The sequence below is a fragment of the Candidatus Proelusimicrobium volucris genome (genome assembly GCF_959605025.1).
Lineage (GTDB): Bacteria > Elusimicrobiota > Elusimicrobia > Elusimicrobiales > Elusimicrobiaceae > Proelusimicrobium > Proelusimicrobium volucris.
This window is the reverse complement of the sequence record NZ_CAUHCY010000002.1, coordinates 105,181-129,712: the sequence shown is the minus strand read 5'-3', so window position 1 is coordinate 129,712 and position 24,532 is coordinate 105,181. Positions and strand designations below refer to the sequence as shown.

The 24,532-nt window shown below is 46.5% G+C and carries 21 protein-coding genes; 13 read left to right on the top strand and 8 right to left on the bottom strand.

The genetic code is table 11. The annotated features are described in order from the left end of the window. Positions 1-40: 40 nt before the first annotated feature. The 6 genes from ACQY3M_RS02665 (at position 41) to ACQY3M_RS02640 (ending at position 6,825) form a co-directional block, all read left to right on the top strand. On the top strand, positions 41-2,110 hold the full coding sequence (locus ACQY3M_RS02665) for a sodium-translocating pyrophosphatase (RefSeq protein WP_428065921.1): 2,070 nt from the start codon (positions 41-43) through the stop codon (positions 2,108-2,110). Between the two features lie 13 nt (positions 2,111-2,123). Further along, positions 2,124-2,630, top strand: a complete 507-nt coding sequence (locus ACQY3M_RS02660) for a type IV pilin protein (RefSeq protein WP_428065920.1) — start codon at positions 2,124-2,126, stop codon at positions 2,628-2,630. A 109-nt stretch (positions 2,631-2,739) separates the two neighbouring features. Further along, positions 2,740-3,558, top strand: a complete 819-nt coding sequence (locus ACQY3M_RS02655; RefSeq protein ID WP_428065919.1) for a phytoene/squalene synthase family protein — start codon at positions 2,740-2,742, stop codon at positions 3,556-3,558. Next, positions 3,555-4,898, top strand: coding sequence for a tetratricopeptide repeat protein (locus ACQY3M_RS02650; RefSeq protein ID WP_428065918.1), 1,344 nt, complete (start codon positions 3,555-3,557; stop codon positions 4,896-4,898). Before ACQY3M_RS02655 ends, ACQY3M_RS02650 begins: the two co-directional genes overlap by 4 nt. A 5-nt stretch (positions 4,899-4,903) precedes the next feature. After that, complete coding sequence (locus ACQY3M_RS02645) at positions 4,904-5,599, top strand: RsmE family RNA methyltransferase (RefSeq protein ID WP_428065917.1); 696 nt, start codon at positions 4,904-4,906, stop codon at positions 5,597-5,599. After that, positions 5,596-6,825 carry a MiaB/RimO family radical SAM methylthiotransferase gene (locus ACQY3M_RS02640; protein WP_428065916.1) on the top strand — a complete coding sequence of 410 codons (1,230 nt, stop codon included), beginning with the start codon at positions 5,596-5,598 and terminating at the stop codon, positions 6,823-6,825. The genes ACQY3M_RS02645 and ACQY3M_RS02640 overlap by 4 nt, the downstream gene beginning before the upstream one ends. A 93-nt stretch (positions 6,826-6,918) precedes the next feature. On the opposite strand, the gene dnaJ is transcribed toward ACQY3M_RS02640, so the two are convergent. The 4 genes from dnaJ to hrcA form a co-directional block, all read right to left on the bottom strand. Beyond that, positions 6,919-8,034: a molecular chaperone DnaJ gene (dnaJ, locus tag ACQY3M_RS02635; protein WP_428065915.1), complete on the bottom strand. Its 1,116-nt coding sequence runs from the start codon at positions 8,032-8,034 to the stop codon at positions 6,919-6,921. Between the two features lie 207 nt (positions 8,035-8,241). Further along, entirely contained in the window at positions 8,242-10,113 is a 1,872-nt protein-coding gene (dnaK, locus tag ACQY3M_RS02630; RefSeq protein WP_428065914.1) for a molecular chaperone DnaK, read from the bottom strand. Between the two features lie 11 nt (positions 10,114-10,124). Beyond that, complete coding sequence (locus ACQY3M_RS02625) at positions 10,125-10,715, bottom strand: nucleotide exchange factor GrpE (RefSeq protein WP_428065913.1); 591 nt, start codon at positions 10,713-10,715, stop codon at positions 10,125-10,127. Then, positions 10,708-11,814 carry a heat-inducible transcriptional repressor HrcA gene (hrcA, locus tag ACQY3M_RS02620; protein WP_428065912.1) on the bottom strand — a complete coding sequence of 369 codons (1,107 nt, stop codon included), beginning with the start codon at positions 11,812-11,814 and terminating at the stop codon, positions 10,708-10,710. The genes ACQY3M_RS02625 and hrcA overlap by 8 nt, the downstream gene beginning before the upstream one ends. A gap of 228 nt (positions 11,815-12,042) precedes the next feature. Here hrcA and ACQY3M_RS02615 point away from each other — a divergent pair, with 228 nt between their 5' ends. Continuing rightward, positions 12,043-12,843: a TatD family hydrolase gene (locus tag ACQY3M_RS02615; protein ID WP_428065911.1), complete on the top strand. Its 801-nt coding sequence runs from the start codon at positions 12,043-12,045 to the stop codon at positions 12,841-12,843. Positions 12,844-13,030: 187 nt separating this feature from the next. Here ACQY3M_RS02615 and rplT read toward each other — a convergent pair whose 3' ends face one another. Genes rplT through infC form a run of 3 tightly spaced genes read right to left on the bottom strand, consistent with a single transcriptional unit; the run spans position 13,031 to position 14,163 of the window. After that, positions 13,031-13,387: a 50S ribosomal protein L20 gene (gene rplT, locus ACQY3M_RS02610; protein ID WP_428065910.1), complete on the bottom strand. Its 357-nt coding sequence runs from the start codon at positions 13,385-13,387 to the stop codon at positions 13,031-13,033. 15 nt (positions 13,388-13,402) lie between these two features. Next, positions 13,403-13,606 carry a large ribosomal subunit protein bL35 gene (locus tag ACQY3M_RS02605; protein ID WP_428065909.1) on the bottom strand — a complete coding sequence of 68 codons (204 nt, stop codon included), beginning with the start codon at positions 13,604-13,606 and terminating at the stop codon, positions 13,403-13,405. Positions 13,607-13,629: 23 nt separating this feature from the next. Continuing rightward, positions 13,630-14,163, bottom strand: a complete 534-nt coding sequence (infC, locus tag ACQY3M_RS02600) for a translation initiation factor IF-3 (RefSeq protein ID WP_428065908.1) — start codon at positions 14,161-14,163, stop codon at positions 13,630-13,632. A gap of 182 nt (positions 14,164-14,345) precedes the next feature. Here infC and ACQY3M_RS02595 point away from each other — a divergent pair, with 182 nt between their 5' ends. The 5 genes from ACQY3M_RS02595 to mutL are packed head-to-tail and all read left to right on the top strand — an operon-like array spanning position 14,346 to position 22,728. Further along, positions 14,346-15,830: a bifunctional metallophosphatase/5'-nucleotidase gene (locus tag ACQY3M_RS02595; protein WP_428065907.1), complete on the top strand. Its 1,485-nt coding sequence runs from the start codon at positions 14,346-14,348 to the stop codon at positions 15,828-15,830. Further along, positions 15,827-17,320: a bifunctional metallophosphatase/5'-nucleotidase gene (locus ACQY3M_RS02590; RefSeq protein ID WP_428065906.1), complete on the top strand. Its 1,494-nt coding sequence runs from the start codon at positions 15,827-15,829 to the stop codon at positions 17,318-17,320. The genes ACQY3M_RS02595 and ACQY3M_RS02590 overlap by 4 nt, the downstream gene beginning before the upstream one ends. Further along, positions 17,321-18,298 carry a tRNA dihydrouridine synthase DusB gene (dusB, locus tag ACQY3M_RS02585; RefSeq protein WP_428065905.1) on the top strand — a complete coding sequence of 326 codons (978 nt, stop codon included), beginning with the start codon at positions 17,321-17,323 and terminating at the stop codon, positions 18,296-18,298. Positions 18,299-18,304: 6 nt separating this feature from the next. Beyond that, positions 18,305-20,851 (top strand): DNA mismatch repair protein MutS, encoded by a 2,547-nt coding sequence (gene mutS, locus ACQY3M_RS02580; RefSeq protein WP_428065904.1) that lies wholly within the window; start codon positions 18,305-18,307, stop codon positions 20,849-20,851. Next, a complete protein-coding gene (gene mutL, locus ACQY3M_RS02575) occupies positions 20,848-22,728 on the top strand; it encodes a DNA mismatch repair endonuclease MutL (protein ID WP_428065903.1) in 1,881 nt (626 codons plus the stop codon). Before mutS ends, mutL begins: the two co-directional genes overlap by 4 nt. A 177-nt stretch (positions 22,729-22,905) precedes the next feature. Here mutL and ACQY3M_RS02570 read toward each other — a convergent pair whose 3' ends face one another. After that, the gene (locus ACQY3M_RS02570) at positions 22,906-24,015 is read right to left on the bottom strand and encodes a deoxyguanosinetriphosphate triphosphohydrolase family protein (protein ID WP_428065902.1); all 1,110 of its coding nucleotides are present in this window, start codon (positions 24,013-24,015) and stop codon (positions 22,906-22,908) included. Between the two features lie 33 nt (positions 24,016-24,048). Between ACQY3M_RS02570 and coaD the strand changes: the two genes are divergently transcribed. Beyond that, a complete protein-coding gene (gene coaD, locus ACQY3M_RS02565) occupies positions 24,049-24,531 on the top strand; it encodes a pantetheine-phosphate adenylyltransferase (RefSeq protein WP_428065901.1) in 483 nt (160 codons plus the stop codon). The last annotated feature ends 1 nt before the right edge of the window (position 24,532 follow it).

The window sequence follows — 24,532 nt, the reverse complement described above, 5'->3', positions numbered from 1 at the left end:
TTATATTAACACTTTGCCGTTAATTTTATACGGAGGTCTTATGAATCTATTGATTGCTTTTGCCATAGCGGCCGCGATATTGGCTTTAATCACGGCTTATTTGAAAGGATTATGGGTTTACAAACAATCTCAAGGCACCGATGAGATGAAACAAATCAGCCACGCAATACAAGACGGCGCGAAGGCTTTTCTTAAAAGGGAATACAAAGTTCTGGGTGTAGTGATAATAATAGTCGCGGCGCTGCTTGCCGCTTTTAACAAAGGAGAAGTGCGCCTTGTCGCGGCGGCGTTTATATGCGGGGCGATATTTTCCGGTTTGGCCGGCGTAATAGGAATGAGAGTCGCCACTTTCTCAAATGCCAGAACGGCCAATGCGGCGCAAAAATCCTTAAACGCGGCTTTGAAAGTCGCTTTTAACGGCGGTTCGGTAATGGGTTTGAGCGTAGTGGGGCTTTCTTTGCTGGGGATATCATCTTTATTCTTGCTGCTTACTAAACTATTCGGAGCGGATCAGGAAGCTTTAAACCTCACCATTTTACCCATAATTACAGGTTTTTCGCTTGGGGCAAGTTTGGTTGCGCTGTTTGCAAGAGTCGGCGGCGGCATTTACACCAAAGCGGCCGACGTAGGCGCGGATTTGGTCGGCAAAGTGGAAGCCGGCATTCCCGAAGACGACGCCAGAAACCCGGCTACGATAGCAGATAATGTCGGCGATAATGTGGGCGATGTCGCTGGAATGGGAGCGGATTTGTTCGAATCTTACAGCGGGGCGATAATTAGCGCGGTGGTAATCGGCGCCAGCGCGGCGGCGGCCGGCGGTGATATAATGCTCGCGCTACTGCCCTTTATTTTAGCCGCGGCGGGCATAATAGCTTCCGTCTTGGGCAATTTTATAGTAAGAACACACGAAAAAGGCAACCCGCAAAATGCTCTTAACAGGGGAATGTATTTGGCGGCTATATTGTTTGCCGTTGCGGCTTACCCGATAACAATGTATTATTCGCCGGAAGTCTTCTCTTTTTCCGATGAATTTTATAAAGCGGGCGGCATTTACGCCGCGGTAATAGCGGGCCTTGCCTGCGGAGTTCTTATAGGCCTTATTACCGATCATTACACCGCGGAAGGCAAATCCTGCACAGCCGAGATAGCGCAAAGCTCAAAAAGCGGCGCGGCGACAAACATAATATCGGGCTTGGGCGTAGGAATGTTATCTACGATGTGGCCTGCTATTTTTATAGCGGCCGCGATAATACTATCTTACAAATTCAGCGGACTGTACGGCGTAGCGATAGCCGGGCTCGGTATGCTTTCGACCACCGGCATACAGCTTGCGGTAGACGCCTACGGCCCTATCGCCGACAATGCCGGCGGCATAGCGCAAATGGCGAAAATGAAGCCCGAAGTCCGAAAGAGAACCGACCGTCTTGACGCAGTCGGCAATACCACAGCCGCCATCGGCAAAGGGTTTGCCATAGGTTCCGCCGCCTTAACCGCCCTTGCCCTATTTGAAGCTTATAGGGTAGCCGCCAAAATAGAACAAGTGGATATGGCCAACCCGTATATTATGGCCGGCCTCTTTGTAGGCGCCATGCTGCCGTTTTTGTTTTCGGCTTTAGCCATGCGCGCGGTAGGCTCTGCGGCTAATGATATGGTGCAGGAAGTAAGAAGACAGTTCAGACAAAACAGCGGAATATTGCAAGGGACAGCCACCCCCAATTACGCGCGCTGCGTGGACATATCCACAAAATCTGCCATAAAGAAAATGGTTCTGCCCGCGCTTATAGGCGTACTTGCGCCGACCCTGACGGGTTTAATCTTCGGCAAAGATATGCTCTGCGGTTTGGTAATAGGAACTACCATAACAGGAGTTATGCTGGCTTTGTTTATGGCAAACGCTGGAGGCGCGTGGGATAATGCAAAAAAACATATAGAAAAGACGGCCGGCGGGAAAGGTTCGGACCAGCATAAAGCCGCCGTAATAGGCGATACGGTAGGAGATCCTTTCAAAGATACGGCGGGCCCAAGCCTTAACGTACTAATGAAACTTATAGCCATAGTTTCCCTTACCATAGCGCCGATACTTAATTTGATACAACCTTTGATAAAATAGAGGAGAAATAAAAATGTTAAAAAACAAAAAAGGGTTTACCTTAATAGAAGTTCTGGTAGTCGTACTCATAATAGGGATATTGGGGGCGATTGCTCTTCCGCAATATATGATATCGGTGGAAAGAGCCAGGGTAACAAGCAATATGAGCGTGTTAAAACCTATATACGATTCCGCATTGCAGTATTACAGTTTTAACGACGAGTTCCCGGACAGCTTAAAGAAACTGCCCGTATCACTGCCGGAAAGTTACAGCGTCAGCGGATTGACCGCCACCGCAGATGACGGATCTTGCATTGTTTCCATAGACTCCGCAAACAAAGCGGTAACTATGGAATGCGGCAAAGGAGACACCGCGGAATACAAGTTCGTATTTAAGTATAACATTAACGATTCTGGCACGATATTCGGAGCAGGAAAAGAATTCGTCGTTTTGGCAAGCGGGAACAGGGGTGACGTGTTTCACAAGGTGGCGAGTTCTTCCGGCTGGACAAAAAGCGGCGATGGGTATACTTTAAAATAAATCGTTTTAAAAAGACAAAAGCCCGACTTATAAGAGTCGGGCTTTTTATTTTCCGCAAATACAAACTATCGGGCTGTTTTTTATACTGTTTTTTAGTAGAATTTTATTAATGAGCGACAATATGCCTGCTTATAAAAAATCCAATTTCGGCGGGGCTTTTTTCTTTCTGTCAAAAGAAAAGAAACAAGCCTTGAGTATTATTTATGCATTTTGCCGCCTTGCCGACGATATTGTAGACGAAGGCTTTTCCGATGCTAAGCAAAAGCTGGACGATTTGAGAAAAGAACTGGACAATGTTTACGAGGGCTGCCCAAAAACAGAATTGGGTAAAGAACTTCTAAAAGCCGTAAAGCCTTTTAATATACCAAAACAATATCTGTCCGACTTATTGGACGGCTGCGAAAGAGATTTAAAAACGCCTGTGCGTTATGAAAGTTTCGGCGATCTGCAATGGTATATGTACAGGGTAGCCTCCACAGTCGGGCTGATGTGCATAAAAATCTTCGGATACAAAAACGAGCGGACGGAAAAATACGCCGTAGCCTTAGGCTATGCCGTACAGCTTACCAATATCGTAAGGGACGCAGCCGAAGATGCAAAAATAAACCGCATATACATACCAAAGCAGGATTTGGAATCTTTCGGAGTGAAAGAAGAAGATATTTTAAAGCTCAAGGACAACCGCAGGACAAAAGCCCTCCTCTTTTTTGAAGCGCAAAAAGCGCAGGAACTTTTTATCCAAGCGGAAAAACTTCTCCCGAAAGAAGATTTTAAAGCCATGCTCCCGGCCAGAGCTATGGGCAATACCTATAAGGCCATATTGGCGAAACTTATCGCCCGCCCTTGCCGATTGGACGATAAAAAGATAAAGTTAAATAAGATTGAAAAAATAAGAATACTCTTTAACACATGGAGAAACCGTCTATGAAGTTACTTCCCGCCCTGTTTATTTTAGCTTTCGCGCTTATGCCGGCTGCGGCCAAAGCAAAAACGAATATCGACGCATGCCTTTCAAAAAGCAAGGAGTATTTTAACGAAAAGGAATACTCTCTGGCGGAAAAGACTCTAAACGGCTGTCTTAAAACAAATCCCAAGAACGCCGACGCCCTAATAAGCCTTGCCGGCGTGGAAATGATTTTGGGCAAATTCAACAATGCCGAAAAGAATTTTATAAAGGCCTTAAGTTATTTGAACGCCAAATCCCCTTATAAAGCCTATATTTATTCAAGATTGGGCGATATTTATATGAGGAAAGCCAATCTTAAAGAGGCCGAAAAATATTATAAAACAGCCCTCAAATACGAACCGGCAAACATTAATGCTCTTGTCGGCGCGGGTATTTGCGAGGAAAAAACGGGCGACATAAATAAAGCGGTGGAATATTACAAAAAAGCGTTGGCGGTGGATTTTACTAATATCGTTTCAAGGGAAAGGCTCATCGCGCTTGAACCCGATATCCTAACAAAAGAGGAACTGCTAAGAACGATGAAAGAGCGCAATATAATTGACCCAGCCGCGCAGGAATTTTCGCGCGAGGATATGCAAACTCTCTCAAAAATGATAACCGCCGAAAAGAGCAACGGTATAGAATATCTTTCGCAGAAATACGGCGGCAAAATACCCAACGGCCTTATCGTGGAGCGCGACAGCAATAAAGTATATGTTCGCAAAATGCTTACCATTACGGGATATAATGATCTGTTGAGAAAGCTCTCTTCAGACGCCAAGCAATTTTTAATCAATAAAGGCGTTAGCGTAGCGGATCTGTTTACCCTTAGGGACGAAAACAGGAAACCGATTTTCAACGATATGGGCAATCTTACCGATGAAGGCCTGACAGCGTTTACCAAAATGTTACGCGGCGAGAAATCTTATTACCGCCCCGGCGAAAAATTGCCCGCCACCCAAAAGGAAATAGAGATGCAGGTGCGCAATTTAATATCCCAAAATTATATGGAAATAACTAATACCGAATACGCCGCTTTAATGACCAGAACTCAATGTTCCGAAAATACTTTGCGCAACCAGCTTAAAGTAAGATACGTAGATATTGGCGGCGGCAATAAAAGATATTTTGTATTCGCGCATCCGGACGCTTTGGAACCAATACGCTATCCCTATCTTTACGTTCAGCAATATCGTCAAGAACGACGCATAGCCAACAGCGAAGCGCCTGTATACGGCAATTCCTTCGGGCTTGGCAACGGCTTGCCCGCAAAATTATGCAAAAAAGACGGCACCCTTAATTGGGACGGTATGCCGGATTAAGCGATATGCCCCAATATTTAGCAGATATATCTAAAGAACGTTTTACTATGGATAAAGAGGAGGCGCATCACCTCAAAGTGGCGCGCCTGCATATCGGCGCGGAAATAAAAATCTTTGACGGGAAAGGTTCAAAATTCCTGGCAAGGCTTACGGCTCTGTCAGATAAATCCGCCTGCGGCGAAATATTAAAACCTCTGCCCGCGCCTACGCTTAAGCGCAATATTACCCTTTACTTTAGCGCCGTAGCGCGCGCCGCCGCGGAAGATATCATAGACAAATGTACGCAAGTAGGCGTTTCGCGCTTTGCGGCGGTATTGTCGAAATTCTCGGAAAAGGACCTGCTTAAAAAATGGGAAACGAAATATTCCCGTTGGCATCAGCTCGCCTTGGCCGCATGCAAACAGTGCGAAAACCCTTCCGTACCGCTTATAGAAAAACCTCTCCCCTTTGAAGAAGCCATAACCAAGCTCTCTACCCCGGCCATAATCTGCTACGAAGATGAAAATAAAACCTCTATAATTGATTATATCCAAACGATAAAAACAAAGGATCTTTCCATTTTTATCGGGCCGGAAGGCGGATACGATAAAGCGGAAATAGCTTTCGCCAAACAAAAAGGCGTTATGCCCGTAACTTTGGGGCAAAATATTTTACGCGCAGAAACGGCCGCGGCCGCAGCCTGCTGGGCGGCCCTGCAATGAAAGTGTTTATTAAAACCTTCGGCTGCAGGGTAAACCAGGTGGAAAGCGAAGCCCTGCTGGAGAAATTTAAAGACGGCGGGGCCGTCATTGTGCAGGCCCCCAAAGACGCAGAGCTGTGTTTGATAAACACTTGCTCCGTAACCGCTAAAGCCGACAGGGACGCCAACAAACTTATACGCCAAATCCTGCGCGATAATCCCTATTGCAGGATTATTGTTACCGGCTGTTACGCCATGGCTTCCGCCGATAAAATTAAAGCCCTTTTCCCGCAAGCCCAAATAATTTTTAAGCCTGATTTGGGCAAAACTCTTTTCGGAGAAGATTTGGACTGGACGGTAAAACACCATGAGGGCAAAACAAGAGCATTCGTCAAAATACAAGACGGATGCGACAATTTCTGCTCCTACTGCATAGTTCCTTATACCCGCCCTTTGAAAACTTCCAAACCCAAGCAAATTGCCTTGGCGGAAATACAAAATCTGATAAAAAACGGGTATAAAGAGATAGTGCTAACAGGCATAAATATCGGCAATTACCGCTGCCCGCAAAGCGGGGCGGACTTGGCCGATTTGCTGGGCGAGGTTTTTAAAATAGAAGGCGATTTTAGAATAAGATTCTCCTCCATAGAGATAAACACCGTAACCGACAAACTTATCCAAACGGCTGCCTCCGGCGGGGAAAAATTCTGCGATTATCTGCATCTGCCGCTTCAAAGCGGAAGCGACGCCGTCCTAAAACATATGGGCCGCCATTACGACACAAAAGAATATCTTGAACGCGTAAAATATATCAGAAGTTACTTTAAAAATATATTTTTGTATTGCGATATTATAGCCGGATACCCCACCGAAACGGAGGCGGACTTCAATAGCTCTTTGTCTTTCTTGGAGGAAGTCGGCTTTGCGGGTTTGCACGTGTTCAGCTATTCGCCGCGCGCAGGAACAAAGGCCGCGGCGCTAAAGCAACTCCCGCCGGAAGAAATAAAACGCCGTTCCGAAATTCTGCATCAAAAAGACAAACAGCTTAGACAAAAAGCCGCTCAAAGCCTTATAGACAAAGAGGCGGAATTTCTGGCTGAAACTTTTATAAAAGCAAACAACTCCGTAAGCGGTGTCTTGCCCAATTTCCAAAGAGCGCTTATTAAAGGGGTATCTTTACAACCCGCTTTGCGCAAAGTCAAAATAACAAAAGCGCAGGACGGAATATGCTTCGCGCAAGAAGTATAAAATTTCAATAATACAAAACAAAAAACGCGGAGCGTATGCCTCGCGTTTTTTTGTGTCAATTTAAATTATATTTCTAGGTTTTTAAGCGGAGAATCAGCCGAAAATCTTTTCAAACAAGCTTTTCTTTTGGACCTCTTCCTCAAAGGCTTGGCCGAGTTCCTCTATAAGTTTCTTTTGCCTTGGCGTCAGCTTCTTGGGCACTTCAAGATTTACTACAACCCGCAAATTGCCCTTCTTGCCCGCTTTGCCAAGCACCGGCATACCTTCCCCGTCAACCGTAACCACGCGCCCGTGTTGGGAGCCTTGCGGTATGACGACTTGTATTTCTTCCTTCTTAATGTTTTGGATTTTAATCGCCGCGCCTAAAGCCGCCTGCGGATAAGAGAGCGGTATTTCCAACACCAAATCGTCACCGTCGCGCTGAAAGATTTTATGTTTTTTTACGTGTGTCTGTATATACAAATCACCATAGCCGCCGTCATTGGTGCCAATATCACCGCCGTTGGGCACTCTTAAAACTACGCCTTCTTTTACGCCCGCCGGTATCTTTACGGTAAACTTGGCTTTGCTGCGCTGGCGCCCCGTACCTTTACAATCGCGGCAAGGCTTTTCAACAATGCTGCCTTGCCCGCCGCAATCGGGGCAGGATTGCCTCATGGAGAAAAACCCTTGGCTGAACTGCACCACGCCGCTGCCGCGGCAAGTGGGGCAAGTCTTGCGGCCGCTTCCTTCCTGCGCGCCCGTACCGTGGCATGTGGAGCAAGTGTCAACGCGGCTATAAGATACCTCCTTTTCTATGCCGTCATAAGCCTCTTCCAGGGTAACTTCGACTTCTTCTTTCAAATCGCCGCCGCGCTGGGCTCTGCGCCTGCCGCCGGTCGACGCCCCCCCGAAACTGCCTCCGAACATATCGCCGAATACCGAGCTGAAAATATCTTCAAATCCGCCAAATCCGCCGTGAAATCCGCCCGCGCCGGCTCCGTTTAAACCCTCGGCGCCGTAATTATCGTATATTTGCCTTTTCTGCGGATCGGAAAGTACCTCAAAGGCTTCATTTATCGTTTTAAATTTTTCTTCCGCTTCAGGATTACCCGGATTTCTGTCGGGGTGGTATTTCATCGCCATCTTCCTGTAAGCGCTTTTAAGTTCGTTTTGATCGGCGTTTCTGTTTACGCCAAGTACCGAGTAATAGTCTTCTTTCTTTGCCATTTCCAAAAATTCCCGTTTAGTTTTCCGCTATTAGCGCTCCTCTATGGAGCATTGTTTTGCCGTTCATTATAGTTTTTTGAACTTCGCGGCTCTATATAAATTTTATCAAACTTGACGCTTTGCCGCCCTTGCGCCAAGCTTTTTAATTTTACCGTTTCCACAAAAAAACAAGGGCGGAGTTACCCGCCCTTGTTCGTTAAACAATCCTTATTTGCCGTCTACGACTTCCGCTTCTACGACGTCGTCTTTCTTGGCCTCGCCTTGTGCAGCCTCCTGCGCTCCCGCCTGGCTTGCGCCAGCCGCGCCTTGCGCAGCCTGCGCTTTGGCTTGGGCTTCTTTATAGATTATCTCGCCCAGTTTCTGGCTGGCCGCCAAAGCCTCGTCCTTGGCTTTTTTGATTCTGTCAGTGTCTTCGGACTTGATGGCTTCCCTAAGTTCGCTTAAAGCCTGGTCTATTTTAAGACGTTCGTCCTGCGGTACTTTATCGCCGTGCTCTTTTAAGGCTTTCTCGGTCTGGTAAAGTACGCTGTCGGCTTCGTTCTTGGCTTCTATTCTTTCCTTCGTCTTTTTGTCTTCCTCGGCGAATTTCTCCGCTTGTTTGACGAAGTTTTCAACCTCGGCCTCACTGAGTTTGTTGGGAGCCGTAATCGTTATATGCTGCTCCTTGTTCGTGCCCAAGTCCTTGGCTGATACCTTCAATATACCGTTCGCGTCTATATCGAAGGTTACCTCTATCTGAGGTACGCCTCTGGGAGCGGGCGGAATACCGTCAAGGTCGAATTTGCCCAAAGGAACATTGTCCTTTGCCATAGGGCGCTCGCCCTGCAAGACGTTTACCGTTACGGCAGGCTGATTGTCGGCCGCGGTGGAGAATACCTGCGTCTTGCGTACCGGTATGGTGGTGTTCCTGTCGATAAGTTTCGTAAATACTCCGCCCAAGGTTTCAAGACCCAAAGACAGAGGGGTTACGTCCAATAACAAGATGTCTTTTACATCACCGGTAAGTACACCCGCCTGTATCGCCGCGCCGTCCGCGACGCATTCCATAGGGTCGATACCGCGTTCTATTTTCTTGCCGACGTGTTTTTCCACATATTCCTGTACTATCGGCATGCGGGTAGGACCGCCTACCATAATAATCTTATCGATATTGCTCATCGAAAGTTTCGAATCGCTTACCGCTCTGTCGATAGAAGCGCCGCAGCGTTCAACTATCGGGCTTACCAAGCTCTCAAGTTTTGCTCTGGAAAGTTTAAGTTCAAGGTGTTTCGCGCCCGTGCTGTCAGAGGTGATAAACGGCAGGTTGATGTCCGTTTCCATGGTGGTGGAAAGCTCAATCTTCGCTTTTTCCGCCGCGTCTTTAAGACGCATCATCGCCTGCTTGTCGTTTTTAAGGTCGATGCCGGAAGTTTTCTTAAACTCGTCAACTATCCAATCGATTATGGCATTATCCATATCGGTACCGCCGAGTTTCGTATCGCCGGAAGTAGCCAATACGTCAAAAGTTCCTTCCTTGCCCATTTCCATAATGGTGACATCCAAAGTACCGCCGCCCAAGTCAAAGACCAATATTTTCTGTTCCTTGCCGGTCTTATCGATACCGTAAGCCAAAGCCGCGGCCGTAGGCTCGTTTAAAAGTCTTACCACTTCCAAACCCGCAATCTTGCCCGCGTCTTTAGTCGCTTGGCGCTGGTTGTCGTTAAAGTAGGCCGGTACGGTAATTACCGCCTTTTCCACAGGCTGGCCCAAAAAGGCTTCGGCGTCTTTTTTCACTTTCTGCAAAATGAAAGCCGAAAGCTGTTGAGGCGTAAACTCATTACCCCTTAAATCATATTTGAAGCTCTCGCCCATCTTTCTCTTAAAAGCCGTAGCCGTGCCTTCCGGGTTGGATACCGCCTGTCTTCTTGCGGGCTCGCCCACCAAGCGCTGCCCGTCTTTGGTAAAAGCCACATAAGAAGGGAACGCTTTACCGCCGATAGAGCTGCCTTCCGCCGAAGGGATTATCGTAGGGCGTCCGCCCTCCATTACCGCCGCGGCGGTATTTGATGTTCCTAAATCAATACCTATTATTTTAGACATATTATTTCTCCTTATAAAATCTCTTGTTTTTCTGCTTCTTCTTTCTCGTCTTCACTGCTTTTGCCCACTATCACCTGCGCCGGCCGGACAGTCTTCCCGTCTATTTCCACCCCCGCGGCCAGTTCCTCTAGAACTATGCCATCCTGTTCCGGCGGGCATGCGATCGTAGTTATTACTTCCTGCGTCATAGGGTCGTATGGTTTGCCCTTGGCGCTTATTATCTTTACGCCCTCCGCCTTAAAAAGTTTGTCAAATTGATCAAATATCATTTTAAGGCCTTGTTTTATATGCTCTACGTTCGCCCCCGGCTTAGCGCTTTCGCCTTCAGCCTTTAAAAGCGTATCGTAAAGCGGCAAAAGTTTCTTTAAGGTTTCTACCTTGCCGTAGTTTATAAGCTGCGGCTTCTCCTTCTCCGTCCTTTTGCGATAGTTCTCAAAGTCCGCCTGTAATCTTACCAGCTGTTCCAAGTACTGAGCGGCTTTGTCGCTCTCTTGCGTTTTTTCCTCTTCGCCGGCCGCTTCTTCTTGAGTCGCTTCCGAAAGTCCTTCCTCTTCCAAAAGTTCCTCTCCCCCCTGCGGCTTGGAATGTTTCTTCTTATTCATTGTCGCTCCTTTCCTTTAATTCCAATGAGGCCCGCCAATTCTTTATCGTCGCGCCAAGCATATCTCCAATAAAATTTACCAGCGACATCATTCTGTTATATTCCATATGTTTGGGCCCTACTATTCCTATAAGCCCTATAGTCTTTCCCCCTACCTTGCACGCCGAAGATATTATGCTCAAGTCCCTTAGTTCGCTCAGTTCGTTCTCCGAACCGATGCTAACATCTATCCTTTTGCCGTTCTCGCTGTCAAGCTGCTGCATCTTTTCGCTAAGCAGCCCGGCAAATCTTTCACGCTCTTCCATTATGCGCATCATCTGGCCGAGTTGGCTGTATTCTTCCTGCGTCATAGTGTCCACCAGCTGGCTGATGCCGTCTATATAAAGACGCTCCTCCCTATGCTGATTGGCTGACATTTCGTTTAATATATCGCAGGCCAGCTCCGTAAATCCCTCCTGATCGGCGCTGCCTCTTCTCATATTTTCGGACAGCACCCTGTGCGCGTCTTTAAGCGTCAAACCCGATATTTGCTCGTTTATGAAGTGGTTGAACATCATAAGCCAAGTAGGCGATACCGCGCGGTTAACTCTAAGAGGCCAATGTTTTATTACCCCTTCTTCCGTTACCAATATGGCCAAAATGTTATATGGCCCAAGCGGTATAAAATCAAGCCTTTGTACGCTTAAATCCTCTACGCTGCTCCTGAACACAAAGCCCGCCGAATGCGATAACATCGACAGCATCTTGCATGTCTGCGCCATTACGCGGTTGATTTCCGCGTGGCTCTGTTTATATTCGCTTTCTATCCTTTCCCGTTCCTTGACGGCTATCTTTTGGATTTTGGACAAATAGTCCACATAAAAGCGGTATGCTTTGTCGGTGGGGATTCTGCCGCCGGAAGCGTGCGGCTGATATAAATAGCCTTCCTCTTCCAGCTTTTTCATCGTGTTTCTTATCGTCGCGCTTGATACTCCGGGCAGCCCTTTCTGCGCCACCAGTTCCGAGCCTACGGGTTTCCTGGTTTCCACATATTCTTGGATTACCATTCTTAATATTTTCTCTTCCCGTTCTTTGGCTATCTCAGGTTTAAGTATCCTCATTTCTCGGCGACCTTCTTGCTTATTTATTAGCAAACCTTTATCACGACTGCTAATATTCTAGCTAATAAAATCAAAATTGTCAATCCCCTTTTTAGTCTGCTAAAAATAATTTGCCGAAATTCTTGTCCAAAAATCGCCGCGGCAAAGGCTGATTAAAAGTCTAAATACGTCGGGGAAAATAGAATTTATAAACAAAATAAGGCGGTTATAAATTGGTATAATATATATATGGAATTTATAGATTCGCACGCGCATCTTAACGACCCGGCCTTTGACTCAGACCGTCAAGAGGTTATTGAACAGTGCCTCAAAGCCGACGTCAAACGCATTGCCGAAATCGCCTGCGAAATTGAAGAATGGCAGCCCGCCATTGAATTAAGCCGCAAGTACAAAGGCATAATCTTACCCGTATGCGGCATACACCCCGACTACGCTGCTACTCTTAACGATAAATCTTTAAACGATTTGGAACAATATCTTCTTAATCCGGAAGTAAAAGCGCTGGGCGAAATCGGCCTGGACTATAATGAATACGACGATCAGCCAAAAGACAGAGAAGTACAAAAACAAGCCTTTGCGGCCTTGTTAAAATTGGCGGCAAAAGTAAACCTGCCCGTTATACTGCATTGCAGAAAGAGCAGGGATCCCCAAGATTTCTCCGCCTATGAAGATATGTTTTCAATACTAAAAAACGCAGTATACACTGGCGGTATTATGCATTGTTTCAGCGGGCGCGAGCAAGACGCTTTTAAGGCGCTGGATATGGGTTTTAAACTAGGAATAAACGGTATTATAGGATACAAGAAAAACGACGACTTGCGCCAAATAGTAAAAAAAGTCGGCCTAAAATATATCCACCTCGAAACCGACTGCCCCTACCTGCCGCCGCAAAGCAAACGCGGACAGAGAAACTCCCCCGCCTATATCCCCGAGATCGCCCAAACCATAGCGGAAGTTACAGGCGAAACGCTAAGCAAAACGGCCGATCTTACCACGCAAAATACCATAGAGCTGTACAGGCTTAAATAAAAGCCTTCCGGTAACCCCATATAATTTCAATCACGTATTACAATAAATATCGGCTTTTACTTTTGCCGCTTTAAGGCTTTCGCATAAACATCAATATAAAACACCGCCGAGAACACCCCTCTTTTTCCCCCCATAAAAAAACGCCCCCGCTTTTAAGGGCGGGGGCGCTCAGATTTTACCAAGCCGATTATTTCGCTGCGGCGGTCTTGGCTATATCGACCAACTGTTTAAAAGAAGTCGGGTCTTTAATCGCCATTTCCGAAAGCATCTTCCTGTTAAGCGTAATATTGGCTTTGCTAAGGCCGCTGATGAAGGTGGAATAATTCATGCCTTCTTCGCGTACCGCGGCGTTGATTCTGGTAATCCAGAGCGAGCGGTAATTGCCTTTTTTGTCTTTCCTGTCCGTGTACGCATGTACCAAGGACTTGTCCACCTGCTGGGTGGCCATTCTCAAGCGGCGGGATTTGTCACCGTAGTATCCGCTTGCTCTGTTAAGAACTTTTTTCTTTCTCGCGTGTCTCGCGACGCTAAATTTTATTCTCATTTTGCCACTCCAACCTTATTTCATGGGAAGGTATTTCCTAAGAACTTTACCTTCCGCCGAGTTCGCCGCTATTATAGAGGCTTCTCTTCTTTCTCTCTTAATGCTTGCCTTTTCAGGGGCGAGTAAGTGCCGCCTGCCGGCTTTTCTGTTTTTGTAATTACCGGAAGCCGTAACTCTAAATCTCTTCTTCGCTCCGGTATGATTTTTTAGTTTTGGCATATTAACTTTCCTTACCTCTTTTCTTATGCTTTGGGGACGAAGGTAACGGTTACCCTGTTGCCTTGCGTCTGTATATTGCCATCAATATCGCCCACTTGCTCAAGCTTAACTTTCATATCGTTAAGCATCGCAAAGCCGATATCTTTATGCTGATTCTCGCGCCCGTAGAACACGACGGACACGCGGACCATGTCTTTCTTTTTAAGAAATCCTTCAATTTGCCTAACTTTCACTTCCAAGTCGTGGGACGCTATTCTGGACTTCAAGCGTATCTCCTTTAAAGAGACCGCCTTCTGCTTCTTCTTAGCGTCTTTATTCTTCTTTCCCTGTTCATAGATATATTTGGAGTATTCCAATATCTTACAAACAGGAGGCTGCGCTGTGGGAGATATCTCCACCAAGTCAAGCTCTTTTTCTCTCGCTTTTGCCAGGGCTTCGCGGATGTTCACTATGCCCAGCATTGTTCCGTCTTCGTCTATCAATCTGACTTCGGCGGCGCGGATTTGTTCGTTTTTTCTTAAAAGATCCTTACTGCTTCTGTTATTGTTTATTTTCATCTATTTCCTAACTGAAATAAATCCGCCCTTTTTAAGGGACTTATATATTATATTAAACCGCGTGCCGAGCTGTCAATCAGGCGCGCCGGCCCTTTTGCATATTATATCTAATTTTGTTATCCTTTTTATATATAATTATTCGACGGCGTTACCGACGCCGCTTCTATTAGAACGGAGGCCCAATGCTCAAAAAATTCCTTTCTTTGGCTTTTCTTTTGATTTTCGGCTCTTTCGCTTTTGCCGCAACCGTAGATATTTTTCACACTTCCGACACTCACGGATTTTACTTTCCCAGAAAAACAAACGGCAAAAATATCGGCGGATTTGCCGTATTGGACGCTTATCTAAAACAACAGCAGGCGCCTTATCTGCTGCTTGACAGCGGCGATTTTTCCTCCGGCACTTATGAGGCAAAACAATCCGGCGGCAACCTTTCCATACAGTTTATGAACAGGCTGGGATACAATGCCGCCACCATAGGCAATCACGAAAATGATTTCGGCAAAGCCAATTTGATAAAGAACGTCGACTCCGCCGCTTTTGACATTCTGGCCGCAAATTTAAAAGACTCTTCCGACAATCCCGCACTCTCCAAAGTTAAACCGTTTAAAACCTATATCATCAACGGCAAGAAGATAGGCGTAATCGGCATAGGGAAAGAGTTTTCCACCAAAGCCGACAATATAAAAATATCCGGCGAAAGAAAAGCCCTCAAAAAAGCTTTGCACCAATTAAAACAGCAGGGGCCCGACGCCATTATCCTACTTGTGCACGCCTCCATTGAAGACGATAAACATACCGACGAGAAAAACAACCGCGACCTTATCAAAGGCCTTGAAGGAATAAACGTAGTATTGGGCGGCCATGCTCATAAGGTTTTCCAAAACGTATACAAAAACGGAACTTTGTTTGTGGAAAGCGGAACGGCCTTGACGCATGTAAGCCATATCACGCTGGAATTTGACGACGAAACAGGCAAATTCGTAAAAGCCTACTCGGAGTTCGTGGAACTAGATGCCGATAAATATTCGCCCGACCCTTATATGCAGGAGTTTGCGGAGGCTAACCGCGCCAAATATATGGATAAACCTATCGGCAAAGCCTTGGAAACCATCCCCAACACAGCACCTAAAAACGCGGATTATATCGATTCGCCGCTGGGCAATCTCTTTGCCGATTTGGTCAAGAAACATACGGGCGCGGAAATAGGCCTGCAAAACACCGGCGGCGTGCGCGAAGCTCTGCTTAAAGGCGACATCACCACAAGAGCAGCTTATCAGATTTTCCCATTCCCCAATAAACCCTATATCGTAAGGGTAAAGGGCGATTTCTTAAAAAAACTGATACTTAAAAGTTTGAAACAGAACAGAAGCCTGTTCCAATATTCCGGCGTAGAAGTGGAATACGGATACAAACACAAGAAGCCGCAAATAATTTCCGTAAAGGTTAACGGGGAACCTCTGGACCTTGAAAGGACTTACACCATAGGCACCAACGATTATACCGCCAAGGGCGGATCTGAGGGTTATATGTTCAAAAAGATAGAGGATAAAGAACCTTATTCCCAAAAGACTATTACGGAACTTTTTATCGATTACGTCAAAGCCAATCCCAAGGGCATAAAAGGCGTCAAGAACGGAAGGATAAAGAAAGTTGATTTAAAATGAGATATTTTTTCTCTTTCATATCGGCGTGTTTGATATTCTTATGCGCCTGCAGCCCAGACCCGGGAATAGAGCTTGATATTTTTCACACGAACGATATACAAGGTTTTTATTGGGCCCGCAAATCCGCCGAAAACGACAACCGTCCGACCGGCGGAATCGCGGTATTGAAGAATTTACTCTCGAACCAAGAAAACCCCTTTATGCTTTTTGACAGCGGCAACACTTTTTCCAAAACGCAGGTGGGCAAACAATTTAAACTTGACGGTGCCGTCAATTTGATGAATAAATTGGGGTATACCGCCGCCACTTTAAGCTCGGCCGATTTGGCCTTGGGCTGGGATGTGGTGGAATCTGGCTTGAAAAAGGCCAATTTCCCAATAGTGGTATCCAACTTGGAAAACAAAGACGGAACCCAGCCAAAATACATCAAAAAATACGTTATAGCAGAAGAAAACGGAATAAAAGCGGCTGTTTTGGGAGTAATGTCTAAACAGGACTTCCCCGATACTTTAAGGAATTCCTCTCTTTTGGTAAAAGACGAAATATCCGCGATACGAGAGCTGCTTCCGCAACTAGAAAAACACAATCCCGACATAATCATACTTTTAAGCAGCATCGGATTTGATTTGGATTTAAGCAGCAAAAAAACGGACGAGAAAATCCTCGCCGAAGAATTGCCGGAACTTACCGTAATATTGGGCGGCAACAGCGACGTTTCCGGCGCGGAGACGGAAGAAATTTCCAAAACTTTGGTAACCCGCTGCCCGCCGATGCTTTTTGAAACGGCCAAAATAAAACTTAAATTCAGCAAGAATAAGCAATTTTCATCTTATCAGTTCGAGCCCGTAATCTTAGATAAAGACACCTTGGGCCAAGACGAAGATTTGGAACGGGAAATAGAAAATATGCGCAAGGTTGCGCTTAGAACGACCAGCCGCAAAATAGCTTCTCTAGGCATCGCTCTGCCCACTTACAGTGATAGGCCTTCCCCGTTGGGCGCCTATACCGCCCAATGCATAAAACGCTGGGGCAAGAACGAACTGGGTATAATAAATTCCGACGCTTTTTTAAACGGTTTCGAACAAGGCCCTTTAAGCGAAGTACAGCTAGGCAACGCCATACCGTTTAACGATAGGGTAATGTTCATCAAAATGCGCGGAGATGAACTTAAAAACGCTTTGGAGTACAGTATAGCGACAAAAAACAACTGGCCGCAGACGGCGGGCTTAAGGGTTGTTTACGATGCGGACGCCCCCTTGGGCAAAAAAATAAAGAAGTTATACATAAACGGCGCGCCTATGCAGGCGGCGCGGCTTTATTCCATATCCGTATCGGACCATATAGTCGCTGGCGGAATGGGCCATAACGAATTTTTAAATGTTTTTGAATTTAAAAATACCGACAGGACAGTTCGCGACATACTGCGCTGGTGCCTAAACAGGGATAAAGAAGTGCTTTCTGTTGCGCAAGACCTCTGGAAGGAAGAATAAATGACTTTCGTACAACCATTAAAGATAGGGGATTTCCTCTGCCCCTCAAATTTAGTATTGGCGCCCATGGCCGGGATAACGGATACCCCGTTTAGGATACTTTGCCTCAAAGGCGGGGCGGGGCTTGTCTGCGCGGAGATGGTATCGGCTTCGGCCTTAAAATACGATAATGCCAAAAGCGTAAAAATGCTGAAAGTGGCAAAAGAGGAGCACCCAATTTCCATGCAAGTGTTCGGGGGCGACGCGCAAAGCATAGCTTTGGCCTGCAAGCGGGCGCAAGAGCAGGGCGCGGATATAATAGACATCAACGCCGGCTGCCCGGTAAAGAAAGTCAACAAGGCGGGCGCGGGCTGCGTATTGATGAAAACGCCGGAAAAAATCGCCGAGATTTTGCAAGCCGCCGTAAAAAGCGTTAAAATCCCCGTAACTTTAAAGACCAGAGTGTCGCTTAACAGGCAAGAGAATTTAGCCCCGCTTCTTACCAAAATAGCGCAGGACAACGGCGCCGCGGCCATAACTTTACACGCTCGCGCGGCAGTCGATATTCATAACGGCGAGCCGAACATAAAGTTTTTGGAAAGCGCCTGCCAAGTCGCAAAGATACCCGTCATAGCCAACGGCGGAGTATTAAACGCGCAAGACGCCAAAGCTATGTTTGAAGCGGGCGCGCAAGCGGTAATGATAGGCCGCGGCGCGATAGGAAACCCTTTTATATTTAAAGAGATAGCGCAAACCCTAAACGGGGCGCAATTTACGCCCGTGGGCAATACCCGCAGGGCGGAAATATTCCTTGCGCTTGTTGAAGAAAACGTAAAATTTTACGGAGAGAAAGTAGGAATAAGCCGCAGCAAAAAAACGGTTGGTTATTGGCTGAGCGGATTTAACAATGCCGCCGCGGTTAGGGAAAAATTCGTCCGCTGCGAAAATCTCGCGGACGCCAAGGAAATTCTTTCTCTCGTTATAAAGGAGAAGCAATAATTCGCTATGACACTAACCCCCCTCATGCGTCAATATTACGACATAAAAGGACAAAACCCCGACGCCTTATTGTTCTTTAGGCTGGGCGACTTCTACGAGATGTTCGGCGATGACGCCAAAGAAGGCTCCCGCCTGCTCGGCCTAGCCTTAACCGCGCGCGGCGATCAGCCGATGTGCGGAGTGCCGTACCATTCGGCCAATTCCTATATCGCGAAACTGCTTAAGGCGGGCAAAAAAATAGCGATATGCGAACAGACCTCCAACATCACCAACCCCAAGACAAAACTGTTTGAAAGGAAAATAGTCAAAATAATAACGCCGGGAACGGTATTGGAAGATTCCATGTTGGAGGCGGGCAATTCCAATTACCTGCTCTCCGTAGAGACCGGCAAAAACGGCTGGGGGGTGGCCTGTCTGGAGGCTTCCACCGGCGATTTTTGGATAACCCAGAAAGACGACGATGAGGATATGACGGCGCTTTCGGCGTTGATGGCCACCATCAACCCCGCCGAAATTATCGGCGGGAAAGAAAGCCTAAACAAACTGAAAACTAAAATAATTATCCCGCAGGATATTACTCTTTCACCCTGCGAGGCTTCTTACGAAACAGACAAACTGCCCGATAATTGGCCCGGCACCTTGACGAATTATCCTTTGGCTTTAAAGGCCGGCCTTACCTGCCTTAAATATATGGCCGGGACAAATGATAATTTTAAGGAATATTTCGCTCCGTTCTACAAGGAAATATCGCAATATCTCCAACTAGACAGCGCCGCCGTCGCCACCTTGGAACTTATCTCCAGCCCCTTGGGCGGACGCAAGAATACCCTTTGGGGGATATTGGATTATACAAAAACGCCTATGGGATCTAGGACTTTAAAAGAGTGGATACTTAGGCCTCTGCTTGATAAAGAAGAAATATCGGCCAGACAAAACTCGGTACAGGCCCTTCTTGAAAACGAAGCCGCGCGCGACCAGCTCGCCTTAATCTTAAAAGACGTCTGCGACATTGAAAGGATTATGAGCCGCGTCGCCACCTCTTCGGCCACCCCGCGGGACTTGGCGGGATTAAGACAGTCTTTAAATCTCTGCGACAAATTTAAGGATTGGCTGCTAAATTACGGATCCTTATTGCCGGAGCTAAGGGACGTATTCGCCAGTCACTTTAACAAGATAAAAGAAATTTCGGATTTACTCTCCCGCGCTTTAAACGACAATCCGCCCGCAAAACTTTCCGACGGCGGCATAATCAAGCCCGGATATAATGCCGAACTCGACGAAATCGTAAATCTTAAACAACATGCCGACCAAGCCCTTATGGCCATCTGCCAACGGGAAAAGGATCGCACGGGAATACCCTCTTTGAAAGTAGGGTTCAATTCCGTATTCGGCTATTATATAGAAGTAACAAAAACGCATATATCCAAAGTGCCTTACGATTATATCCGCAAGCAAACTCTTACGGGCGCTGAAAGATTTATAACGGAAGAACTTAAGGAACTGGAAAAGAAAATCCTCTCCGCGGAAGAAAAGAGCCTTCGCATAGAACTTTCCCTCTTTGAAGAAATAAGATCTTATCTTTACCAAAATTTGGCGATATTGAAAAAGACGGCTAAGATTATAGCCAAAAGCGATTGTATGTTTTCTTTGGCTTGCGCCGCGCTTAACGGCAACTACAAGAAGCCGCAAATCGCGCCTTCAAATTCGGCCTTGGTTATAGAAAAGGGGCGGCACCCGATAGTGGAACAAAATATCCCCAGCGGCAGTTTCGTGCCCAACGATTTATTTTTGGGCGGGCAAGGCCCTCAAATAATACTTTTAACGGGCCCGAATATGGGCGGCAAAAGCGTATTTTTAAAACAGACGGCCTTAATCACCATTATGGCGCAGATGGGCAGCTTCGTGCCGGCCGACGCAGCCGAAATCCCTTTAACCGACAAAATTCTTACCCGCATCGGCGCGCAGGACGCTTTAAGCCGCGGGGAATCAACCTTTATGGTGGAAATGCGCGAAACGGCCAATATCCTTGCCTGCGCCACGCCCGCCACTTTGATACTGCTTGACGAAGTGGGCAGAGGCACTTCCACCTACGACGGCATTTCCATCGCCTGGGCCATAACGGAATTTTTGTATAAGCCGCACGGCGCGGGGCCCAAAGTACTGTTCGCGACGCATTACTTTGAGCTGACGGAGCTGGAAGAAAAATACGCCCGTATAAAGAACTTCCACGTGACGGCAAGCGAATACAAAACGCCGAGCGGCGAAATAAAATTAAACTTCCTCTTTGAGATCCAGCCCGGCGGCGCCGATAAATCCTACGGCGTACACGTCGCCGAAATCGCCGGCCTGCCGCACAGCTGCATATTAAGAGCTAAGAAAATCCTGGCCGACCTCGGCGAAAAACAGGCTATGAGCAATACTATGCAGGAAGACAGCGCGCCGGATTTATTCTCCAGCCCGATAGTACAGGAAATAAAAATGGTAGACTTAAATAAAATAACGCCGCTGCAAGCTCTGCAGATTATAGCCGAATGGAAAAAGAGGTTAGAGTGAAAAATATTAAAATTTTGGATCCAAAAACCGCCGGCAAAATAGCCGCGGGCGAAGTGATAGAACGCCCCAGCGGAGTATTAAAAGAACTGTTGGAAAACAGCTTGGATTCGGGTGCGACGCTTATCAATATAGACATAGAAAAAGCGGGCAAAAAGCTAATCCGCGTAAACGACAACGGGCAGGGAATAGCGCAGGAAGAACTGCCGCTTGCGCTGTTGCGCCATTCTACAAGCAAGATAGAAAACTTTGAAGATTTGGATAATCTAAACACTTTCGGTTTTAGGGGTGAAGCTCTTTATTCCATAGCGGCCATTAGCCGTTTAACCGTTTCCTCCTGCGTGCAGGGCCAAAAAGGCGCGATGATACAGGCCGAAGGAGGTAAAATAACCAATCAAGCCCCCGCTCCGGCGATAAAAGGCACAACTGTGGAAGTGCGGGATTTATTCTTTAATACGCCCGCCAGACTTAAATTCCTAAAATCGGACAATGTGGAAAGAAGCCACCTTCTTTCCTGCGCGGAAGAAGCCGCCATGGCCAACCCGCAGGTGGTATTTAATGTCCGGACGGACGGCTCCAAAATCTATTCCCTAACCGCGCAAAAAGACGACGAACAAGGTTTAAGAAACCGCCTGGGCAAAATATTGGGCGAGGATATAGCAAAAACAATGCTGTACATACAGGACGAAAAACACGGCTTTAAGGCTTTTGTTTCGCCCGCGGATAAACTTTATCCCGCGCGCGACAGGCAATTTTTCTTTGTCAACAAGAGGCCCGTTTCCTGCAAGCTGATACAGCAGGCTTTATATAAAGCATATCAACCTTACAGAGAAAAAGACAAACATCCCTCGGCCGTAATTTTTATGACGCTTGCGCCAAGCGAGTTTGACGTAAATATTCACCCGCAAAAAAAGGACATCAAATTTGTAAATGAAAGCGAAGTTTTTAACTTTATATATTCAAAAATCGCCAATGCCCTTTTGCAAAACGCGCAAAGCCAAAACATTGAACTTGGCCAATCCAAACGGCCCGAGGCCGAGCAGAAAACTTCTTTTATTTGCCCGCCCGTTCCCGCTTTTGAGAAAAAGCCCGACTTTAAAGAACAGGCGCAGTGTTTGGGGCAGTTGCTGAATGATATGACCCTAAAAACCTTTAACACAGTACAAGCTCACGATTTTGAAGTCCCGCCCTCCTATTCTTTTAACAATGCCGCGGAAATAAAAGAAGAAGCCCCCAATCAAACACGGCAAACGACGCCCGATCTTATAGAGGAATCTCAGCCCGATCAACCGCTCTGGTTTAAAGGGCCTTATACCTATATCGGGCAGCTTCAGCAAAGTTATCTTCTGTTTGAAAACCCGCAAGGCCTGGTAATGATTGACCAACACGCCGCGCAGGAAAGAATTTACTTCGAAGAATATATGGAGCAAATAGAAAAATCATCCGTACAAATCCAGCCTTTAATGTTCCCGGTAAGCCTGCAGCTGCCCGCAAGCAAACTGGAGGCCGTACTCTCTTGGAGCAAAACATTGCAAAACGCGGGTTTTGAAATTTCGCGTTTTTCAAGCGGCACTTTGACGATAAACTCCGTACCGAATTTGCTCAAATTTAAGGAAGAAAACATAAAGGATTTTATCCTTTCGCTTTCCGACGTTATCGGCGATCCCGTCAAATCCGACGACAGCCTAAAGTATCGCCTAATTTCCACCATGGCCTGCAAAAAGGCCATAAAGGCGGGCGAGAAATTGGAAAAAACGCAAGCTCTTGCCCTTCTGGAAAATATGAAAAAATGTAAAGACGCTCTGCACTGCCCGCACGGCCGCCCGACTTTGATCACTCTGGAAATGAAGGAAATTACCCGCAAGTTCGGCCGTTCCTAAAAAGAACGCTATTAGAGTTTGCAAAAATTGCGCCGCCAGCTGCGGAGTTAAAAGGCAAAACTAAAATCTTCTTTTCCGCTTAGATTGATTTTTTAGTTTTCCCACTCAAGCGATTTCGGTAAAAAGTAAGCCGCGCTTTTGCGCGGCTTTTTAATTTGCAAAATACATATCGAAAAACTAAAAGTTAAAGTTAAGATTTATGCCCAGCGCTTCCTTTATGCACTCCTGTGCGTAAGAATCCGTCATACCCGCTATATAATCGGTTATTATAACTTTCGGATCGACGCCTTTATATATCTCCCTCATGGAATCTATATAATGCCCAAAACTTTTGGCGGCCTTTTTCTGTTCTTTTTCGTAACCCGGGCCAAGAGAATATTTCCCGAACAAGTCCATATAATAATCAAACAATTCGCCTACGGCGTAAGTTAAAACGTCTTTTTGTTTGGCTATCGAGGAATGATTGTAAATATGCTTATAATTGAAAGTTTTAAGCTCGCCCATAATCGCGAATTTATCGTCGGAAAAGCCTAAACAGTCTTTGTCTGCGGAATTGTTCGTGAGATCCAAAACGAGGGTATTTATTATTTCGCCGTTGTTTTCGCCCAGTTCCTTTTTGATTATGGAAGGCACGTCGTTATAAGTTATTATGCCCGCGCGCACCGCGTCTTCTATATCGCGGCCGAGATATGCTATTTTATCGGAAAGGCGCACTACGCAGCCTTCATAGGTGGAAGGGAGATGTTTCCTGTCTTTTATCGCTTCCAAATCGTTCGGTTGGGCCCCCGGCTTTAAAGCATTATTGTTAAAATCCTCCCCGCAGTGGCACAAAATCCCGTCTTTTACCGCATAGGTGAGATTTAACCCTTTACCGTAACAGGTGAGATGTTCCACCACGCGGTATCCGTTTACTTCATGCATAAAATTGGCGGGCGCTATTTTCTTGGCTATCGCTCTTTCGCCTTCATGCCCGAACGGCGCATGGCCCAAATCGTGCGCGAGGCCGATGGCATAGGCAAGCTCCTCGTTAAGCTGCCAGTTGCCTGTCCTGTTCAAGCCCTTGCAGATGGATGCGGCTATGGTCGCTACGTGCAAAACGTGTTCTATGCGGGTGCAGATATGGTCATTATCGGGCGCGGCGAAGACTTGCGTCTTACTTTTTAATCTTCTAAACGGCTGGGAATGGATTATTTTTGTTTGGTCCCTAAAATATTCCCCGCGGAAGTCCGGCTCGGCCTTATAGGTTCTTTTTAAGTATATCTCATCTGAAAAGGGATTTTTGTTCATAGAATTATTATAATAAAGTTAGAGAGGTGTTTTATGAAAAATATTGCCGTATACCCCGGAACTTTCGATCCCGTAACAAACGGACATCTTGATATTATCCGCCGCGCCGCCGAGATATTCGACAAAGTCATCGTCGCCGTATTGATAAACAAAAACAAAAAACCGATCTTCACCGCAAGCCAGCGCCTTGACCATCTTAAACACTGCACGAAACAATTTAAAAATGTTACGGTCGATAGCTTCGACGGCCTTCTTGCCGACTATATGAGAATAAAAAAAGCCAAAGTGGCCATACGCGGCCTACGCGCTTTGACCGATTTGGAATACGAATTTATCCTCGCTAACACCAACAGCGAACTCAACCCGGATATGGAAACCGTTTTCCTTATGCCCAGCGCAAAGTATACCTATCTTACCTCATCTATGGTACGCGAGGCTTATGCCTTCGGCGGGCGCCTTAAAAACAGCGTACCGCCTTACGTGGAAAAGGAACTGCTCAAAATCTACAAAAAATAGA

Excerpts from the sequence above, each read along its gene's own strand:
- ACQY3M_RS02645 (WP_428065917.1), top strand. The coding sequence starts at position 4,904 with ATGCCCCAATATTTAGCAGATATATCTAAAGAACGTTTTACTATGGAT.
- coaD (WP_428065901.1), top strand. The coding sequence starts at position 24,049 with ATGAAAAATATTGCCGTATACCCCGGAACTTTCGATCCCGTAACAAAC.
- ACQY3M_RS02570 (WP_428065902.1), bottom strand. The coding sequence starts at position 24,015 with ATGAACAAAAATCCCTTTTCAGATGAGATATACTTAAAAAGAACCTAT.
- dnaJ (WP_428065915.1), bottom strand. The coding sequence starts at position 8,034 with ATGGCAAAGAAAGAAGACTATTACTCGGTACTTGGCGTAAACAGAAAC.
- infC (WP_428065908.1), bottom strand. The coding sequence starts at position 14,163 with ATGAAAATAAACAATAACAGAAGCAGTAAGGATCTTTTAAGAAAAAAC.
- dusB (WP_428065905.1), top strand. The coding sequence starts at position 17,321 with ATGACTTTCGTACAACCATTAAAGATAGGGGATTTCCTCTGCCCCTCA.
- hrcA (WP_428065912.1), bottom strand. The coding sequence starts at position 11,814 with ATGAGGATACTTAAACCTGAGATAGCCAAAGAACGGGAAGAGAAAATA.
- ACQY3M_RS02605 (WP_428065909.1), bottom strand. The coding sequence starts at position 13,606 with ATGCCAAAACTAAAAAATCATACCGGAGCGAAGAAGAGATTTAGAGTT.
- dnaK (WP_428065914.1), bottom strand. The coding sequence starts at position 10,113 with ATGTCTAAAATAATAGGTATTGATTTAGGAACATCAAATACCGCCGCG.
- mutS (WP_428065904.1), top strand. The coding sequence starts at position 18,305 with ATGACACTAACCCCCCTCATGCGTCAATATTACGACATAAAAGGACAA.
- ACQY3M_RS02665 (WP_428065921.1), top strand. The coding sequence starts at position 41 with ATGAATCTATTGATTGCTTTTGCCATAGCGGCCGCGATATTGGCTTTA.
- ACQY3M_RS02615 (WP_428065911.1), top strand. The coding sequence starts at position 12,043 with ATGGAATTTATAGATTCGCACGCGCATCTTAACGACCCGGCCTTTGAC.
- ACQY3M_RS02640 (WP_428065916.1), top strand. The coding sequence starts at position 5,596 with ATGAAAGTGTTTATTAAAACCTTCGGCTGCAGGGTAAACCAGGTGGAA.
- ACQY3M_RS02650 (WP_428065918.1), top strand. The coding sequence starts at position 3,555 with ATGAAGTTACTTCCCGCCCTGTTTATTTTAGCTTTCGCGCTTATGCCG.
- rplT (WP_428065910.1), bottom strand. The coding sequence starts at position 13,387 with ATGAGAATAAAATTTAGCGTCGCGAGACACGCGAGAAAGAAAAAAGTT.
- ACQY3M_RS02625 (WP_428065913.1), bottom strand. The coding sequence starts at position 10,715 with ATGAATAAGAAGAAACATTCCAAGCCGCAGGGGGGAGAGGAACTTTTG.
- ACQY3M_RS02660 (WP_428065920.1), top strand. The coding sequence starts at position 2,124 with ATGTTAAAAAACAAAAAAGGGTTTACCTTAATAGAAGTTCTGGTAGTC.
- ACQY3M_RS02590 (WP_428065906.1), top strand. The coding sequence starts at position 15,827 with ATGAGATATTTTTTCTCTTTCATATCGGCGTGTTTGATATTCTTATGC.
- ACQY3M_RS02595 (WP_428065907.1), top strand. The coding sequence starts at position 14,346 with ATGCTCAAAAAATTCCTTTCTTTGGCTTTTCTTTTGATTTTCGGCTCT.
- ACQY3M_RS02655 (WP_428065919.1), top strand. The coding sequence starts at position 2,740 with ATGAGCGACAATATGCCTGCTTATAAAAAATCCAATTTCGGCGGGGCT.